Origin of the sequence: Sphingobacterium pedocola (genome assembly GCF_015209965.1) — a bacterium.
Lineage (GTDB): Bacteria > Bacteroidota > Bacteroidia > Sphingobacteriales > Sphingobacteriaceae > Sphingobacterium > Sphingobacterium pedocola.
In genome coordinates, this window is the sequence record NZ_MU158689.1 from 1153441 (window position 1) to 1170809 (window position 17369).

Consider the following 17369-nt stretch of genomic DNA (forward strand, 5'->3'; position numbering starts at 1 on the left):
AGAATGTTCGGTTTATTCTAATATACGAATTATTTGCAATAAATAAGGATAGTCAAATGTAAAAAGGGATAAGATATCAGTATATCTTATCCCTTTTTACATCGATAATATTTAAAATTTAATTTAAAGATACATTGGAACCAGTTGTTGTCTCTGTTTTGTGTTGTGCTAACAAACCTCTTTCCACGGAATTAAGCACCTTAGATTGCGCAATGTAGTCTTGGTTGTCGGCATAAATAAAGAGCATAGTGCCTTCTTTAATTGTATTAATGATGGGCTTTGTTACCGCTCTCGGTAAAGCTGGACAACCGTAACTTCTACCTAATCTGCCGCTAGACGCTATTACAGCAGTACTGCAATAATCTGCACCATGTATCACCACCGCCCTTGGTTTAGCCTGATCATTAATACCACGTTCAAGCCCATTTAAAACTAAAGAATAACCATTTCCTCCTTGGTACGTATTTTCAGTAACATAAAAGCCTAAAGAACTTTGATAGGAGCCGTGTTTATTCGAAAAGGATCTGGCATATTTTTCGCCACTATTCTTTCCATGGGAAACAATACTATGATAAAGAAGTTTTTTATTTTTAAGATCAATGACATACATTCTTTTATCAGTCGACGGAAGTGTAAAATCAATCACTGTGATGATATTCTTGTTCTTAACAGGAAGATCTTCGTGACCTATCATAGCTTGCTCAAAAGCGTCAAATTTTAAGATACCTTTGAGTTTAATCGCTGAATAAAGTTTTTCAATTTCTGTACTATCATCAATGTTTGCAATAACAGTATCTGTAAGTGAGGGAAAGTTTGAGGTTTTTAAAGAATTATTTTGATTAGCGAAATTGGTAAAAAACCAAGTTGTAATTAAAATAAAAAGTAGATTTTTCATAAGCACACGTTATCTTTTCAGTGAACAAATTTAGGAACCCTGTTTTTAGAAAAGTGTTAAGAAGTGTTAATAAAGCGTTTGTGTCTAATCAATGACAATAACCAACGAGGCCATTGGCCTTACCCAATCGTACACAAATTTGGCATGCGAAGACGCATTACGCACACACATATGCGAGCGCGGTGTAGTTCCCAAAGACCAGCTATATTCAATGATCTTTCCGCGGGGATTATTCACCGGAACACCGTGTACATAGGCTCCATTCGTGAATCGGCTGGCGTAAGGAGCAAATCCTTCGATGGTTTTCGTGCCATCTTTTACATAATACATTTTGCTTTTTTGTTCTTGAACCAAGAAAATACCAACAGGGGTTTCCATTGCATGGGGCGGTTTATGCCTTCCAGTTGTCGCAGGATTCATACTTCGGATAATCCAACCTTTGCCCGATTTTTCCAATGTACAAATATTCTGGTTTGTAACATCAACGACAACGACATGATGAAAATCAACCGTGTCGCTTATAGATTTGACATATCGCTTCGGTACTTCCCAAGTTCCGTCGAAGTTTGTCAATCCCTCGACTTTTACCATATCGAGCGTATCACTGCTCAAAAGTTTGACCAAGGAACCGTCTCTACCGTAGATTAAAGGCGTTTTTGTATTGCCAACTTCGTACAAGGGGGCAGATTGATACCTTTCAACGCCCAATGTGTCGGAAACACGTTTGTAGGCATTCCGTTTGAAATTTGCAACAACGGGTGCCTCGCGATTTTTATTTTTATAATTTTGAAGTACAGCATAGCGGATGTCCTGGCGTTGAAAATTTTCGACAACCGCTAGTTGTTTTTTTATCTTTTCCCACTGAAATACCCTAACCGTGTCTTTATACGGATAGGTGTCTTCTAATATGTATTTATCAAATGTCAACTCTTTTGATAGATTAATATCTGCTGCAGTTACAGGGCGTCTCTTTTCTTCCTCTTCCGCCTTTTTAACACGTTCTATTGAGTCCTTTTTAGCGCGTTCCAAAGAATCTCTTCTTGCGTCCTCTTTCGCTTCCTGCTGCGTTTTATTGTTGCAAGAAACCACGATTGACATTACTAATAGTAAAACCGGTAGAAAGGTTAATCTCATATATCGTGCATTAATAATTGTTTAATATCTCTTTTAGTTAATGTCATAAGATTCGTGTTGATTATACACACCCTCATATAACAGGAAACAATTTTGTTTCAACCTCCGTTGGAAAATGCGCCAATTTATCAAAAAGGGTTTTATTTTCTGCGTTTTCCTTCAACAAATAAGAAATCGTTATCTTTTGCTTGGCTAATATCATTTCGTAATAACCAAATAATATGCCATTATTTTTTTGAACCGATTTTATTTCTTTATACGCTTTAACATCCGTAATCAAATTGAAGACTATTCTATTACCTTCCAATGACTCTATCGTCAGATCATCGTTGATTTTGTCGTAGAATATGCGTTGATTTCGCGTATGCCGGATATGATTGTTCAATACAAGAAACTGGCCGATCAAGTATAAACTGATCGGGAGCATGATTAAAGCTATTTTAAATTTTGTTGCCAAAACCAAAATAATGACCAATAAGAGTATCCCTGTAAATACACTGAATAAGGTTTTCTGAACAATAGCTTTAAGAATGTTAGCGGGTGCTGTGATTTCAATAATACGCAGGGAAGGTTGTATCTTGCCGTAATTGTTACGTATCTGTGTGCCAAACATACGAAGTCTGCGCACAATAAAGTACAAGATAAACGCCAATAGCGTGATTACTAAAATTACTTTAACCATAAAGATTAATATTGTTCTTTCTCGTTTGGATAGTCCGCTGACTTTACATCTGCTACATATTTCGCAGCTGCATTCGTAATTTCTTCATACAGATGAAGATACTGACGTAAAAACTTAGGTTTAAAGTCTTTCGTCAAACCCAACATATCGTTAACCACCAACACCTGTCCGTCACAGGCGTTCCCCGCACCTATACCTATCGTAGGAATTCGAAGGGATTTAGTTACCTCTTCTGCTAATTTTGATGGTATTTTTTCCAATACCACGGCGAAACAGCCCGCTTCCTGCAATGCCAAAGCATCTGATTTCAACTTTTCAGCTTCTGCCTCTTCTTTCGCTCTAACACCAAAATCCCCAAATTGATAAATTGCCTGAGGAGTAAGTCCCAGATGTCCGCAGACTGGAATCCCGGCTTGAATAATCTTTTTAATATTTTCGATAATTTCAATACCACCCTCTAATTTCAGGGCATGCGCTCCAGATTCTTTCATCATTCTAACAGCGGCATGGTATGCGTTTTCGACCGAACCCTGATATTCTCCAAAAGGCAGATCCACCAATACCATTGCACGGGTAACTGCTCTAGCGACGGCTGATGCATGGTATATCATATGATCTAACGTGATAGGCAAGGTGGTCTCGTAGCCTGCAAAAACATTAGCCGCCGAATCACCTACAAGAATTATATCCAATCCAGCTTCATCCAGGGCACGTGCCATAGAATAATCATACCCCGTAAGCATACTTATTTTTTCACCTCTTAATTTCATTTCCTTAATTGTCGAGGTAGTTACCCTTTTTATCACTTTATTTACAGACATAATTTCATTGTTACGTTCCAAAATTAGGAATTAAAAAAACAAACTCCCGATTTAATTCCTAAAAAGCTTTATTTAACAAAGTCATCCTGATTTTGTAGTTTTGTATTATGATTCAAAATGAACAACGTTTATTTAAATTTCCCAAATTCGCAGATTTAATTATTCATGAGGATGATAACCTAATTGTTATCAACAAGCCGCCGTTTTTGGCCTCTTTAGACGAAAGGGAAGGGGGGGATATTAATATTTTGCGATTGGCTAAAAAGCACCATAATGATGCTCAGGTGTGTCATCGACTGGACAAAGATACCTCTGGCATCCTATTGATCGCAAAAAATCCGGACACTTACCGTTCGGTAAGTATAGAGTTTGAAAAAAGAAGAGTTAATAAAGTATATCATGCTATTATTGGAGGCACACATGCTTTCGAAGATTTAAAAGTGGATTTACCCATTCTAAATCAGGGAAACAAAAATGTTTCTATCGACAGAACCAACGGGAAAGCGGCGGTGACTATTTTTAACACATTACAGTATTTTAAAAATTATACGTTGGTAGAATGCAAGCCCATAACGGGCAGAATGCATCAAATTCGTATTCACTTAGCGACACAACATGCCGCAATTGTAGGAGACACGATGTACAAAGGGAAACCGGTTTATTTGTCACAAATCAAAAAAAGGGGATTTACCATGTCTAAAGACCAAGACGAGCAACCAATCATAAAGCGTTTCGCATTGCATTCTAGGGCAGTAGAATTTACGATAGACGGTAAAAATTATGCATTTGAAGCACAATATCCGAAGGATTTTGCGACTTTGCTAAAGCAGTTGGAAAAATTTGACAGCTAAATCTCAAATAAAACATACCATGACAAAAACCACAAAGCAAAATAAAAAAATAAGCATTGTCATCCTTATTATACTGACAATCGTATGTGTGGTACTGCTTTGGCCTAACAATCGCGCTTTTATAAAAGATGGCCTAACTCGATTGGGGTTTTTCAAACCGAAGGTTGAAACATCCGCTGAAAAAACGGAACCTGCGGTAACAGAAGAGCAAGTGCTGGAACACACCACCGCTTCGGCATCTTTTATTGATACTGATAATAAATCCGTTAATACTGCGGATCTCAAAGGCAAGGTGGTATTTATTAATTTCTGGGCCACATGGTGTCCGCCATGCCGCGCAGAGATGCCTTCTATCGAGAAGCTCTATAATAAATTCCAAAACAACGATCAGATTGTATTCTTAATTGTCGAAATAGAAAATGATGTGGAGGGAACTAAGAAATTTTTGTCTGAGCAAAAATTGTCTTTACCTATTTCCTATCCAAATAGCGAAATTCCTTCTGCATGGTTGGGAGGTTCTATTCCAACCACCGTCATTCTCGATAAAACAGGTAAAATAGCCGCTCGTAAAGAGGGAATGTACGACTATTCAACTAAAGAGGTAGAAGAATTTATTGTGAATTTAATCAACAACGCTTCATAATTAACGGAATGACAAGAACTGAGCTGATTGAACAGATCAAACAGAAGAAAAGTTTTCTATGTGTCGGTCTTGATACCGATATAAACAAAATCCCTCAACATCTCTTAGCAGAAGAAGATCCCATCTATGCTTTTAACAAAGCTATAATAGAAGCTACAGGAGATCTTTGTGTAGCCTACAAACCCAATATCGCTTTTTACGAAAGCTATGGGGTAAAAGGATGGAATTCTCTACAAAAGACCTGGGAAGCACTTCCGAAGAACTGCTTAAGTATTGCTGATGCAAAACGTGGCGATATCGGTAATACTTCAAAGATGTATGCTAACGCATTTTTTGATCAATCCATATCCGGAATGAGCTTTGATTCGATCACCATTGCACCTTACATGGGGAAAGATTCTGTCACACCGTTCCTAGACTTCGAAGGCAAATGGGCGATTGTACTTGCACTCACTTCGAATGAAGGGAGCCTGGATTTTCAAAACTTTACCAATTCAAACGGAAAGCAGCTTTTTGAGGAAGTCATTGACAAGGTAAATAGTTGGGGCAGCAAAGATAATCTAATGTATGTGGTAGGGGCCACCCGCGGAGAAGGGTTTATTAAAATAAGGGAACACGCGCCGGATCACTTCTTATTGGTCCCGGGCGTCGGTGCACAAGGAGGTTCCCTCCAAGATGTTTGTCAATATGGAATGAATAAAGACTGTGGACTTTTGGTTAACAGTACAAGAGGTATAATATATGCTTCCAACGGCACAGACTTTGCAGAGAAAGCCAGGGAAGAGGCGATAAAATTGCAGCAGGAAATGGAAGCGGAATTGTTAAAAGCAGGGATAATATGACCTTATAAGGTCGCCTAAAAAAGTCTTGTAAAGCGGTATTGACGTCATTTCTCCAAAGCTATTTGCTATTAAGGCTGGAATAAGGATAAGCTGCGTCAAAAATAGACTGGGGAACTTTTGGGATATTTTTTGGATAGTTTCCCATTTGGTAGCACCTAAGGAAAGAGAGACCGTCTTTAATTCCTGCGGAATGGCTTGATAATATTGATCATTATAGGAAATATCATGACGCCAACACCATACGTTGGGATGGACTTTTTTAAATCTTCACTTTTAAAGCACGACGACAGGGTATAAGGCAAAAGCTCTAGATATGGAGATCGGACCGTATAACATTTTTTTATCATATCTCCCCTTAATCTTAGGTGCACAGGATGAAATCAATATAATAGCTAATGATCTTATTGAAAAGTATTTACGTACACAGAATATGGCTCTAAAATCGTTTTGATAAATTATTTTTACAAATATATACTAAATCAATAGATTTTATGTAGCTAATAGATATTTATTTTATAAATTTGTCGGATCATTTTTGGTAATGTTTTATCAACAAACGATATTTGTTACAAGTTTTATAAATAGACAGAAGAAGAATATGCAGAGCTTTCGTACAGAACTAGAAAATCCGGTAGTAGAGCAGGAGATAATAGAATTAGAAAAAAAGATTAGGGCTTATCAGGAAGGTAGTATAACCGATGAAAAGTTCCGCTCTTTGCGTTTGGCTAGGGGAGTGTATGGTCAGCGCCAAACGGGAGTCCAGATGGTGCGCATCAAGCTTCCTTTTGGAAAGGTTACCTTCAAGCAACTATTTAAAATAGCGGATATCTCTGATGAATATGCGAGTAAGAACCTCCATCTTACGACACGTCAAGATATACAGATTCATTATGTAAGTTTAGATCGTACGCCCGAATTGTGGGCTAGACTTGCTGAAGACGACATCACGCTTCGTGAAGCTTGTGGCAATACAGTACGTAACGTTACGGCGTCACCAACGGCAGGAATTGATCCGAATGAGCCATTCGATGTGTCACCTTATGCACAAAAAACCTTTGAGTATTTCTTACGAAATCCAATTTGTGCGGACATGGGGAGGAAAATTAAGATTTCTTTCTCATCCAGTGATCAAGATACAGCGTTTTCTTATATCCACGACTTTGGCTTTATTCCAAAAATAAGACATATTGATGGACTGGAAGTCAGAGGATTTAAGGTCATGCTAGGTGGTGGTCTTGGTTCTCAACCTATACTCGCATCCGAAGTCTACGACTTTTTGCCCGAAAATCAGATTATACCTTATATGGAGGCGACATTACGTGTATTCGACCGGTATGGTGAAAGAAATAACCGTAACAAGGCTCGTTTCAAATATCTGGTACAAAAATTAGGATTAAGTGAGGTGCTCCGTCTTATTGATGAAGAACGGATCGCCAACAAAAATCAAATTGTGGAGATCGATCGCACTAAAATCCAACAACCGGCACCGCCTACTGCGCCTGTTAGCGAAGTAGCTCCTGTAGATGCCTTGGCATATGAAATATGGAGAACGACAAATGTGTTCGAACAGAAACAGCACGGATATTATGGCGTTTATGTCAAAGTACTAACAGGTGATATTCCTACTGCTAAAGGGCGCATCCTGATCAATGGAGTTCGTGATCATATTGCTGATGATATCCGTATCACGCAAGATCAGAACTTATTGTTCAAATACGTACGGGCAGAATCCTTACCGCATATTTTCAATGTGCTTACCGAATTAGGTTATGCTAAACCTGGCTACAATAGCACATCAGACGTAACAACCTGTCCCGGCACAGATACCTGTAATTTGGGCATTTCAAATTCGACGGAAATGGCGCGGGTAATAGAGAAGTATATCCACGAATTTCATTCCGAATTTGTATACGAACAAGATCTGAAGATAAAGATATCTGGCTGTATGAACTCTTGTGGTCAGCATGGACTGGCGCATATTGGATTTCATGGTAGTTCTGTAAAGGCCGAAGGAAAAGTCGTGCCCGCAGCACAAGTCATGTTAGGTGGTGGTACAGTTGGCAATGGTAAAGGACGTGTTGCTGAGCGTGTTACTAAAGTACCTACTAAACGTGTTTTGCAAGTTGTCGACGTAGTATTAACAGACTATAAGGCAAATCGCCTGGAAGCCGAAAACTTCCATGCATATTACGATAGACAAACGAAAGATTATTTCTATCGTCTGTTGAAACCATTAGCCGATTTAACCAATCTTACTTCCGATGAGTTCATAGATTGGGGGCACGAAGAAACTTTTGCAACCGCTATAGGTGTTGGAGAATGTGCGGGCGTCGTAATCGATTTAGTCGCAACCTTACTTTCTGAGGTAGAAGAAAAGATTGAATGGTCGAAAAAGGCGTTAAGCGATGCGCTGTATGCCGACGCGATCTATCATGCATATAGTGCATTTGTCTGGACTGCGAAAGCGCTATTATTAGACAAGGGCGTGAACGCCAGTACGCAGGCCGCTGTCATCGCCGAATTTGACAAACACTATGTACAAGAAGGACTATTTACGTTCCCCACTACATTTACAGAACGCGTATTGCAGATTAACAAATATGAACCGTCCAAAGAATTCGCTGAAGCATTTCTGCTACAGGCAACCGCATTTTATTTAGAAGGAGCAGAGAGAAGAGACGAGCTACGCTTGATAAATCAATAAAAAAGAAGGGAGAGAAGAGATGTTAGAGATTAAACCATTTGTAACGTTAGTAGGCGCAGGACCTGGTGATGCAGATTTGATTACCCTAAAAGGGATCAAAGCAATCAAAGCGGCAGATGTGATTTTATACGATGCGCTGGTAAATGCAGAGTTATTGGATTATGCCAAACCCTCATGCACAAAAATATATGTCGGAAAGCGTGCCGAACGGCTATCTACATCGCAAGATCAAATCAATACGTTATTGGTTGACTATGCTTTGACACATGGACATGTCGTACGGCTTAAAGGAGGAGATCCTTTTGTTTTCGGGCGGGGAGGAGAAGAATTAGAATATGTACATCAGTACGGCATCTCTACAGCGGTGATTCCGGGTATTTCATCATCTATAGGCTTAACGGGCTTGCAACAAATTCCGTTGACACATCGCGGCGTCAGTGAAAGCTTCTGGGTGATTACAGGTTCTACTTCAGATGGACGACTTTCGGATGATCTGTACACTGCGGTGAAAACCAACGCAACTGTTGTGGTTCTAATGGGGTTTTCAAAATTAAAACAAATCGTTAACCTTTACCAAGAGAACGGTCGAGGAGAATTGCCGATAGCACTAATCCAAAACGGATCATTAATTAATGAACGTATTGCATTAGGTACAATAGATACGATATTGGAAGAAGCCGATAAAAATCTGCTCGGCGTACCAGCCATTATCGTTTTAGGAGAAGTCGTTGCGAAGCACCAACAATTTGCAGCGATAAAGTCTGAATTACAAGATCTTGAAGCTTAAATGAACGAGCTTTTCCCGATATATATTAAGTTGGATCAAATCCAGACCTTGGTCGTTGGTGCTGGCCCGGTAGGTTTAGAAAAATTGGAAGCCTTGATCAGCAATTCCCCGAAGGCAAATATCCACGTGGTTGCAGAAGAGGTCATACCCGAATTTAAGAAATTCGTATCGGATAAGGCAAACATACGACTGAGTCAACGATCTTTCGATCGGCAGGATATCGAAGGAATAGACTTGATTATTTTAGCAACAAATAATCCTGATTTTAACAACGAAGTTCGTAAATTGGCTTCTGAAAATCATATTCTATTAAATGTAGCGGATAAACCTAGTTTGTGTGATTTTTATTTAGGATCAGTCGTACAGAAAGGGAATTTAAAAATTGGTATTTCTACCAATGGGAAATCACCAACCATTGCCAAACGTTTAAAAGAGTTTTTAAATGATTTATTACCGGAAGAGATCGATCAAACTTTGGACTTGATGCAAACCATGCGAAATTCGCTCAAAGGTGATTTTCAAGAAAAAATAAAAGTGCTCAATGCACATACTAAAGATTTATTAACTAATACATCTAATGATAGCGCAAATTAAGAACGAGCTCGAAGAGCTAGACGCCATGGATGTCATTCGCTATGTGGACCAAAAGTTTAAAAATGAAACCGTATTTTCGACTTCATTTGGAATTGAGGATCAAGTGATTACCCATATGCTTGCAGAAGCCGGGTCCTCAGCTTCTATATTTACACTGGAAACAGGTCGTCTATTTCCAGAAACATATTATGTTTGGAATCGCACGTTGGAGAAATATAAACTCCCTATAAAAGCATATTACCCCAACACGCAGGCAGTTGAGTCGCTAGTGAGTTTAAAAGGTCCTTCCAGTTTTTATGAATCCGTAGAAAATAGAAAGGAGTGCTGCTTCATCCGTAAAATTGAACCTTTACAGCGTGCTATCCAAGGTTATAAGGTCTGGATCACCGGCATTCGGGCGGAACAATCGGCAAATCGCGAAGATATGGATATCGTTGAATGGGATGAAGCCAATCAGATTATTAAGATTCACCCGATTTTTCATTGGACACTGGCAGACGTGGAATCCTTTTTGAAAGCCAACTTTATTCCTTATAATCCATTACATGATAAGGGATTTCCGAGTATAGGTTGCCAACCGTGTACACGTGCAGTGCAAAAAGGTGAAGATTTCCGTGCAGGAAGATGGTGGTGGGAAGACAAGAGTAAAAAAGAGTGTGGTTTACACGTAACGACAAAATAAAGAAAAGACAAGAGAGAGAATGGATTATTTAGATCATTTAGAGGCTGAAGCAATTTACATATTACGAGAGGTTGCTGGACAATTTGAAAACCCGGCATTGTTGTTTTCTGGAGGTAAGGATTCTATCACGTTGGTACATTTGGCCAAAAAGGCCTTTAGACCGGGTAAATTTCCGTTTCCTTTAGTGCATATCGATACCGGACATAATTTTCCGGAAACTATTGAATACCGTGATTGGCTAATTGAACAGACAGGAGAGAAGCTCATCGTCGGATTGGTACAAGACAGTATTGATCAAGGTAAGGCAGTCGAACAAACAGGTAAAAATGCAAGTCGTAATGCATTACAAACAGTTACCCTTCTAGACACCATTGAAAAATACGGTTTTGATGCCTGTATAGGTGGAGCACGTCGAGACGAAGAAAAAGCTCGGGCAAAGGAACGTATTTTCTCGGTACGTGATGAGTTTGGTCAATGGGACCCCAAAAGACAACGTCCAGAACTGTGGAACATCTTTAACGGTAAGATCCACAAGGGAGAAAATGTACGTGTATTTCCTATTTCAAACTGGACCGAACTGGATGTATGGAATTATATTAAACGTGAAAAAATTGATCTTCCTTCCATCTACTTCAGTCATGAACGTGATGTTGTATTCCGCAATGGACAGTGGATGGCGGCGGCGCCAGCACTACAGATCGACGGAGACGATGTTGTTGAACATAAGTCTGTACGTTTCAGGACAGTAGGTGACATGACCTGCACTGCATCAGTAGATTCAATAGCGACCGAACTGGATGATATCATAGCCGAAATAAAAGCTTCTACCGTAAGCGAACGTGGAGCAAGAATGGATGATAAGGTATCTGAAGCAGCCATGGAAGAACGTAAAAAACAGGGTTATTTTTAGAATAGATATTAGATGTCAGATAATAGCTATCAGACCTTAGGTTTTTCAGGCTATATAGTAAAATATAAAACAGATTGAGAAAGTGGTATTGAGCAAATTTTTTCTCAATACTCAATACTCAATACTCAATACCATAAAAAAAATGAATATACTAAAATTTATAACAGCAGGGTCAGTTGATGATGGCAAAAGTACGTTGATAGGCCGCTTGCTGTACGATACAAATTCTATTTTAGACGATCAATTAGAAGCTATCCAAAAAGCCAATCGCAAAAATAATGATGGAACAGTAGATTTAGCCATACTAACAGACGGTCTAAAAGCAGAACGTGAACAAGGAATTACAATTGATGTAGCATATAAGTATTTTCAAACGGAAAAGCGCAAATTTATTATTGCAGATGCACCCGGACATATACAGTATACCCGTAATATGGTGACAGGAGCTTCCAATTCTGATTTGATTATCATATTAGTTGATGCACGCAAAGGTGTGATCGAACAAACCAAACGTCATTCGTTCTTATCTAAATTACTGTCCCTTAAAAAGGTATTGGTATGTATCAATAAGATGGATATGGTAGATTTTGAGCAAGCTGTGTATGAAAATATCAAAGCCGATTATTTGAAACTGGCTGAAAATCTAAATCTAGAAGATGTCGATTTTATACCCGTATCAGCTTTAAAAGGCGATAATATTGTTACTGCTTCAGATAGGATGCCTTGGTATGAGGGTACTTCTCTTTTAGAATATCTCGAAAATATTGAATTTCCGGAAGATAAATCACAGGCGTGGCGTTTTCCGGTGCAATGGGTAATACGTCCGCAAACAGACGATTTACACGACTATAGGGGATATGCAGGCCGCGTGTTAGGAGAGGGGTTAAAAGTAGGAGAAGAGGCATTGGTACTACCAAGTGGTGTACGGACTACTGTCAAAGCAATCGAATTTAATCAGGAGCACATCGATTCAGCCGAAAGCGGAAAATCCGTTATTATTCATTTGGCAGATGATATCGATATTTCGCGTGGAGATTTTATTGTGAACGCAGCACATCCAGCATTAACGGAGCGTAATTTTGAAGCAAATATTTCGTGGTTTGACAACAAGCCTCTGGATACTAATCAAGTGTATTTGCTGCAAAATCATACACATATCACAAAAATTAAGATTCAAGAAGTATTGTTTAAATACGACGTAAATACCCAAGAACAGTTGTTTGATTCTGAAATTAAGTTAAATGATATTGGTAAGGTTTTCGTAAAAGCAGCTAACGATGTAGTTTTTGATTTGCATAAAGAGCACGCTGAAAATTCGCGAGCCATTATCATTGATCCACGTACAAATATCACAGTCGGTGCATTAATGATAGAAGATGTAGCATAAAGGCTTATCGAATATAAGACACACCACACAAAGAGATTCTACAAAAAGAATCTCTTTGTGTGTCTATAGGGGATTTGTGTATCATTAAATCTTATTTAACATAATATAAATTATGAGACAAAAATGGGAGCGCTAAAATAAGCGTTCTGTGCGTTTAATGCACCGATAACATGGATTAGTGTTGAAATATGGATTCTTTACATATAAAGATTTAAAATCTTATTTAACATAACTATTAGTGCGGTCTCTTTTTCAAAAAAATCGTATCTTACGGTGTCATCAATTATCGCTTAAAAAATGCCACAGAAAAATATCTTCAATTTATGGAAAGAAACCATATCGGCTAAACATATATCAAAAGATACGTTCAAAAGTATGCATCTTGTGGTGCTGCATCAAGCCATACAACAAAAGCAAACCGAACAACTTTTTCTCATTCAATTTGAAATACAAGATTTTGTTCTTTATGAATCAAAAGGATACCTACAATCCATCACAAACCTCTCTTTACCTACAAAAGACATGGAAATCCTGTGGCTTGGTTTTCAATTTCATGGAAAATCAACATTCTCCAGCGGAAAAGTCACTGAACCTGATACTTTATTTTCGTTTACTTCAACGACCGATAATCACTGTCTGACGCTTGCTGCAGAAAAACATTGGGCGCTATTCTTGGGCATATCCGGAGCCTCCAAACAGCAAATATTGACCGAATTACCCTGGTTGCGAGCCCAATATGAACAACAGCAAAACAACATTTTAAAAGCTATTCCTCTATCCTATTCAGATAGACAGACTTTTGAAACCTTATCCAAAGTGGTTTTTGGGCCATTTTCCACCATACATCATATCGGACAATTGATGCTAAAAACGTACACGAATTATACACAACAGCTTGTCCGGCGTATTGAACAAGAAAAAGAAGAACCCCAAATCCGGCTTTACCACCAAGCTATTGCCTTTATAAGGGAAAACTATATGGATCAGACCTTAAGTCGTGAAAAAATTGCCGATGCACTTCACTGTTCGATCCGAAGTTTGAACCGTGCCTTTGAAGGGCGACCATCTTCGGTAAATGCTACGATCCTTTCCTTGCGTTTATATAAAAGTCGGGAATTGTTGCGTGAACAACCGGAACTCTCTGTCGAGCAGATTGCCCTTACCCTGTATTTTCCTGATGCAAAACATTTTGCCGTTCAGTACAAAAAATACTTTCACAAAACACCTCGTGAGGATCGAAAAACGATTGCACTCCAAAAAAAATAGTCATCTGTCGGAACCAAACAGCTAGCTATCCTGATCTAAGTGCTAGCTATTTTGCCGTAACACTTGGCTTCTCGCTTTAAACAGCTAGGTATTTTGTTTTGAATGCTATACGTTCTGTTCGGCAAGCCAGGTGTCCTGTATTTTTAGCTAGGTGTTTGAATAAGACACCTAGCTTTTCTTTTACAATAGCTTGGTTTTGTGTTCTACAAGCTAGCTATCCTGTTTTTTTACCTAGCTCTCCTAACAGGATAGCTAGGTATTCTCTTACGACAGCTAGGTATGGTAAGAAAATACCTAGCCTTCACAGTAAAATCGCTAGGTGTTTTGTCAGGATAGCTAGCTATCCTGACAAAACACCTAGGAATCGATTTTTTAAACATTCCTAATTATTTTAGCCAAAAAGTAAACTTTAAGGTAGTCTAAACCCATTTTTCAAACTAAAAAACTATATTATTTTGTGTTAAAAAGGTTTGTTTTTGAGCCAGAGTTTTTTTTAGACACCCCTAAAGTTGGCTCAAAAACAAACCTTTCCGGGCCTTTTGTGCCGCACCTTTGTAATGTTATATAACATTATTATTTATTTAAAATTTAGAAACATGGTAAAACCTATTTACAAAAGTAATGATGCAACGGAGCTGTTGCGCAATGCAGAAAGCATCTTATTGAAGATGACGACTAATTCGGATTTATTTTCTGAGCCAGTACCAAGTTTAACGACACTCGAAGGTCAGCTGAATGCATATCGGGATGCCTATGCCGAAGCTCGTTTTCGGGACAAGCGGGCTGTCATCCTAAAGGGACAAAAAGGAAAAGACCTGCAAGAAACTATTTACAGACTATCGCATTATGTGGACGCCGTCGCCAAGGGTGACGAAGCCGTGATCGTAGCTGCGGGCTTTAGTTTCACACGTCCTACCACCAATCGTATAGGAAGGACACCACAAGCGGAAAACCTCCGGATAGAAAATGTACAGGTCGGTACGGGCATTCTCCGCGTGCGGGTCAAACCATGGAAACACGCACGTCTGTATCAATTCGAGTACCGAAAAAGAGGAACGGAGGAACCGTGGACATCAATTTTGCATAGCAATTCGATGTTAGAGATCCGTGATCTGGAAATGATGTACACTTATGAGTTCCGCGTCTCTTATCTAGGAACAGATACCACTACCAATTTTAGTGATATTGTAAACGCACTCGTAGTTTAACAGAAAACCTTCATGACTGTTTGCCTGTCAAGCCCGTCATGAAGGTTCTTTATACCCTTGAAGTTATATTTATTTTACTATTTTTATATCGTTATGATGAATACGAAAAAAACATCCACCACCCATCCGTTAAGGACAATCATGCTCCGATTTGATACTACGCTCACAGCACCTGATTTTGAGACACTAGCATTGGAATATTACCACGAAATACACGACCGTACCTGGGAAACCCGACAGCGCATTAAACAAGCAAGAACCCCACTTCCCTCGTTCGGTTTCCAACTGGAAGAAGTGGAAGAATTGTTTCAACAAGGCCAAGGAAAGTTTCGCCACCTCGAAATGATGGATCCCGATAATCCCGAAAAAAACACGGTACATGTGCAACTCAAAGCGGTATTGACAAATATCAAAAATATTTTAGAAGATTTTGTACCCGAATTGGTAGACGCAGCCAGCGATTACTATGCGTATGAAGATTACATCGTAGCTTATGAACAGTGGATGAACGAAGTTGCATTTCCGCAGTTTGATAAAATATTTGCCAACTATCAAGCCTGTTCGTTGGATATGGTGTCCTTTGACCGCGATCTAGATGATTTCAAAGGAGCATTGCATTTCGTAAAACAGCAGGAAGGAAGATACTTTGAAGCCATGAACGAGCTCATAGAGCGATATTCAGATTTGAATGAGGAAATAGGCAATTTATTTGAACAGGCAGAAGCATTTGACAGCAACCTACTTGTCTAGCTCTTCTTCTACGGGTATCTCCTATTTTTGTCAAACAACTGTAGGAGATACTATTCTTCTCCCCTCAAACATTTTCCTTACTTTTGATTTTAATCCATTGCGACATGTCATCCAAAGCAGATAACGCTATTAAAACGACGTACTTTAGCATCCTAGGAAATCTACTGTTAGCGATTGTAAAATGGCTCGCCGGATTTTTTGGGAATTCTTTCGCTTTGATTGCTGATGCGATAGAATCTACCGCAGATATTTTTTCATCCATACTCGTATTATTGGGTATCAAATATTCTAAACGTCCACCAGATGAGACGCATCCCTACGGACATGGTCGGATCGAACCACTAGTCACGTTCATGGTGGTTATCTTTCTAGTGATTTCTGCAACAGTTATTGCATATCAAAGCATCATCAATTTACGAACCCCGCACGAACCGCCAAAAGCATGGACCTTAATTGTTTTAGGGATTATTATTATCTGGAAAGAAGCAGCCTATCAGCTTATTGCACGCAAGGGAAAGGAATTAAATAGTTCAACGCTGAAAGCCGAGGCCTGGCATCATCGCGCGGATGCAATAACTTCCGTTGCGGCCTTTATTGGTATTTCTATTGCTTTATGGCTTGGAGATGGATATGAATACGCCGATGATTGGGCGGCCTTAGTAGCTTCTGTACTAATTTTATACAACTGTTATAAAATATTTAGACCTGCATTAGGTGAAATTATGGATGAAAATCTACACAATGATGTCGTCGATGACGTACGGAAAAAATCCCTTAATGTAGCCGGTGTAATGGCGACAGATAAATGTTTCGTACGAAAAATCGGCATGGAATATCTGGTAGATTTGCAAGCAGTCGTTTCGCCAGATATCAGCGTAAAGGAAGGTCATGACATTGCGCATGCCCTAAAAGATTACTTAATGCAAAGTATTCCTGACATCGGCAATGTTTTTGTTCATATCGAACCCTTTAGTGATATAAAAAATTAAAAAACTTCAAAACAGCTTTTCCCCTATCTATTTAAAACCAATCTTCTGCTTGTGTTGAGCTTGCTTCCTTTCACTATGCATTACACGAATGCTCGCTACAATGACAGGTATATTTTTAAAGTTGGTCATGACGGCATATAATTACCGAAATAATAAGTCAATTCGTATTCAAATATTTCAGGTTATAAAATGAATTTTTAGTAAATTCGCCAGTATTCTAATAA

General features: G+C 38.9%; 17 protein-coding genes. 13 read left to right on the plus strand and 4 right to left on the minus strand.

The genetic code is table 11. The features are described from left to right. Positions 1–118 precede the first annotated feature (118 nt). The 4 genes from C4F40_RS04835 to panB form a co-directional block, all read right to left on the minus strand. A complete protein-coding gene (locus C4F40_RS04835) occupies positions 119–895 on the minus strand; it encodes a murein L,D-transpeptidase catalytic domain family protein (protein WP_231389919.1) in 777 nt (258 codons plus the stop codon). Positions 896–979: 84 nt separating this feature from the next. After that, entirely contained in the window at positions 980–2029 is a 1050-nt protein-coding gene (locus C4F40_RS04840; protein WP_231389921.1) for a L,D-transpeptidase, read from the minus strand. A 73-nt stretch (positions 2030–2102) separates the two neighbouring features. Next, on the minus strand, positions 2103–2711 hold the full coding sequence (locus C4F40_RS04845) for a hypothetical protein (protein ID WP_196938226.1): 609 nt from the start codon (positions 2709–2711) through the stop codon (positions 2103–2105). Positions 2712–2716: 5 nt separating this feature from the next. After that, the gene (gene panB, locus C4F40_RS04850) at positions 2717–3532 is read right to left on the minus strand and encodes a 3-methyl-2-oxobutanoate hydroxymethyltransferase (RefSeq protein ID WP_196938227.1); all 816 of its coding nucleotides are present in this window, start codon (positions 3530–3532) and stop codon (positions 2717–2719) included. 107 nt (positions 3533–3639) lie between these two features. Between panB and C4F40_RS04855 the strand changes: the two genes are divergently transcribed. The 13 genes from C4F40_RS04855 to C4F40_RS04915 all read left to right on the plus strand — a co-directional run bounded on the left by C4F40_RS04855 (position 3640) and on the right by C4F40_RS04915 (position 17145). Beyond that, on the plus strand, positions 3640–4383 hold the full coding sequence (locus C4F40_RS04855; protein ID WP_196938228.1) for an RluA family pseudouridine synthase: 744 nt from the start codon (positions 3640–3642) through the stop codon (positions 4381–4383). A 19-nt stretch (positions 4384–4402) separates the two neighbouring features. Beyond that, positions 4403–5026: a TlpA family protein disulfide reductase gene (locus tag C4F40_RS04860; RefSeq protein WP_196938229.1), complete on the plus strand. Its 624-nt coding sequence runs from the start codon at positions 4403–4405 to the stop codon at positions 5024–5026. 8 nt (positions 5027–5034) lie between these two features. Continuing rightward, positions 5035–5868, plus strand: coding sequence for an orotidine-5'-phosphate decarboxylase (gene pyrF / locus C4F40_RS04865; protein WP_196938230.1), 834 nt, complete (start codon positions 5035–5037; stop codon positions 5866–5868). A gap of 598 nt (positions 5869–6466) precedes the next feature. Further along, positions 6467–8572, plus strand: a complete 2106-nt coding sequence (locus C4F40_RS04870; protein WP_196938231.1) for a HEPN domain-containing protein — start codon at positions 6467–6469, stop codon at positions 8570–8572. Between the two features lie 19 nt (positions 8573–8591). After that, complete coding sequence (gene cobA, locus C4F40_RS04875; protein WP_196938232.1) at positions 8592–9359, plus strand: uroporphyrinogen-III C-methyltransferase; 768 nt, start codon at positions 8592–8594, stop codon at positions 9357–9359. Next, positions 9360–9953, plus strand: a complete 594-nt coding sequence (locus C4F40_RS04880; protein WP_196938233.1) for a precorrin-2 dehydrogenase/sirohydrochlorin ferrochelatase family protein — start codon at positions 9360–9362, stop codon at positions 9951–9953. Next, a complete protein-coding gene (locus C4F40_RS04885) occupies positions 9937–10635 on the plus strand; it encodes a phosphoadenylyl-sulfate reductase (protein WP_196938234.1) in 699 nt (232 codons plus the stop codon). Before C4F40_RS04880 ends, C4F40_RS04885 begins: the two co-directional genes overlap by 17 nt. A 19-nt stretch (positions 10636–10654) precedes the next feature. Beyond that, complete coding sequence (gene cysD, locus C4F40_RS04890; protein WP_196938235.1) at positions 10655–11545, plus strand: sulfate adenylyltransferase subunit CysD; 891 nt, start codon at positions 10655–10657, stop codon at positions 11543–11545. A gap of 142 nt (positions 11546–11687) precedes the next feature. After that, entirely contained in the window at positions 11688–12932 is a 1245-nt protein-coding gene (locus tag C4F40_RS04895) for a sulfate adenylyltransferase subunit 1 (RefSeq protein WP_196938236.1), read from the plus strand. A 297-nt stretch (positions 12933–13229) separates the two neighbouring features. Continuing rightward, positions 13230–14198, plus strand: coding sequence for a helix-turn-helix domain-containing protein (locus C4F40_RS04900; protein WP_196938237.1), 969 nt, complete (start codon positions 13230–13232; stop codon positions 14196–14198). Positions 14199–14794: 596 nt separating this feature from the next. Then, positions 14795–15406, plus strand: coding sequence for a hypothetical protein (locus C4F40_RS04905; RefSeq protein ID WP_196938238.1), 612 nt, complete (start codon positions 14795–14797; stop codon positions 15404–15406). A 93-nt stretch (positions 15407–15499) separates the two neighbouring features. After that, on the plus strand, positions 15500–16156 hold the full coding sequence (locus tag C4F40_RS04910) for a hypothetical protein (protein WP_196938239.1): 657 nt from the start codon (positions 15500–15502) through the stop codon (positions 16154–16156). 104 nt (positions 16157–16260) lie between these two features. Then, a complete protein-coding gene (locus tag C4F40_RS04915; RefSeq protein WP_196938240.1) occupies positions 16261–17145 on the plus strand; it encodes a cation diffusion facilitator family transporter in 885 nt (294 codons plus the stop codon). Positions 17146–17369: the final 224 nt, after the last annotated feature.

Coding starts and splice junctions, on each gene's coding strand:
- C4F40_RS04885 (WP_196938234.1), top strand. CDS start 9,937: ATGATAGCGCAAATTAAGAACGAGCTCGAAGAGCTAGACGCCATGGAT.
- pyrF (WP_196938230.1), top strand. CDS start 5,035: ATGACAAGAACTGAGCTGATTGAACAGATCAAACAGAAGAAAAGTTTT.
- C4F40_RS04915 (WP_196938240.1), top strand. CDS start 16,261: ATGTCATCCAAAGCAGATAACGCTATTAAAACGACGTACTTTAGCATC.
- C4F40_RS04840 (WP_231389921.1), bottom strand. CDS start 2,029: ATGAGATTAACCTTTCTACCGGTTTTACTATTAGTAATGTCAATCGTG.
- panB (WP_196938227.1), bottom strand. CDS start 3,532: ATGTCTGTAAATAAAGTGATAAAAAGGGTAACTACCTCGACAATTAAG.
- C4F40_RS04905 (WP_196938238.1), top strand. CDS start 14,795: ATGGTAAAACCTATTTACAAAAGTAATGATGCAACGGAGCTGTTGCGC.
- cysD (WP_196938235.1), top strand. CDS start 10,655: ATGGATTATTTAGATCATTTAGAGGCTGAAGCAATTTACATATTACGA.
- C4F40_RS04895 (WP_196938236.1), top strand. CDS start 11,688: ATGAATATACTAAAATTTATAACAGCAGGGTCAGTTGATGATGGCAAA.
- C4F40_RS04845 (WP_196938226.1), bottom strand. CDS start 2,711: ATGGTTAAAGTAATTTTAGTAATCACGCTATTGGCGTTTATCTTGTAC.
- C4F40_RS04860 (WP_196938229.1), top strand. CDS start 4,403: ATGACAAAAACCACAAAGCAAAATAAAAAAATAAGCATTGTCATCCTT.
- cobA (WP_196938232.1), top strand. CDS start 8,592: ATGTTAGAGATTAAACCATTTGTAACGTTAGTAGGCGCAGGACCTGGT.
- C4F40_RS04880 (WP_196938233.1), top strand. CDS start 9,360: ATGAACGAGCTTTTCCCGATATATATTAAGTTGGATCAAATCCAGACC.
- C4F40_RS04855 (WP_196938228.1), top strand. CDS start 3,640: ATGATTCAAAATGAACAACGTTTATTTAAATTTCCCAAATTCGCAGAT.
- C4F40_RS04835 (WP_231389919.1), bottom strand. CDS start 895: ATGAAAAATCTACTTTTTATTTTAATTACAACTTGGTTTTTTACCAAT.
- C4F40_RS04910 (WP_196938239.1), top strand. CDS start 15,500: ATGATGAATACGAAAAAAACATCCACCACCCATCCGTTAAGGACAATC.
- C4F40_RS04870 (WP_196938231.1), top strand. CDS start 6,467: ATGCAGAGCTTTCGTACAGAACTAGAAAATCCGGTAGTAGAGCAGGAG.
- C4F40_RS04900 (WP_196938237.1), top strand. CDS start 13,230: ATGCCACAGAAAAATATCTTCAATTTATGGAAAGAAACCATATCGGCT.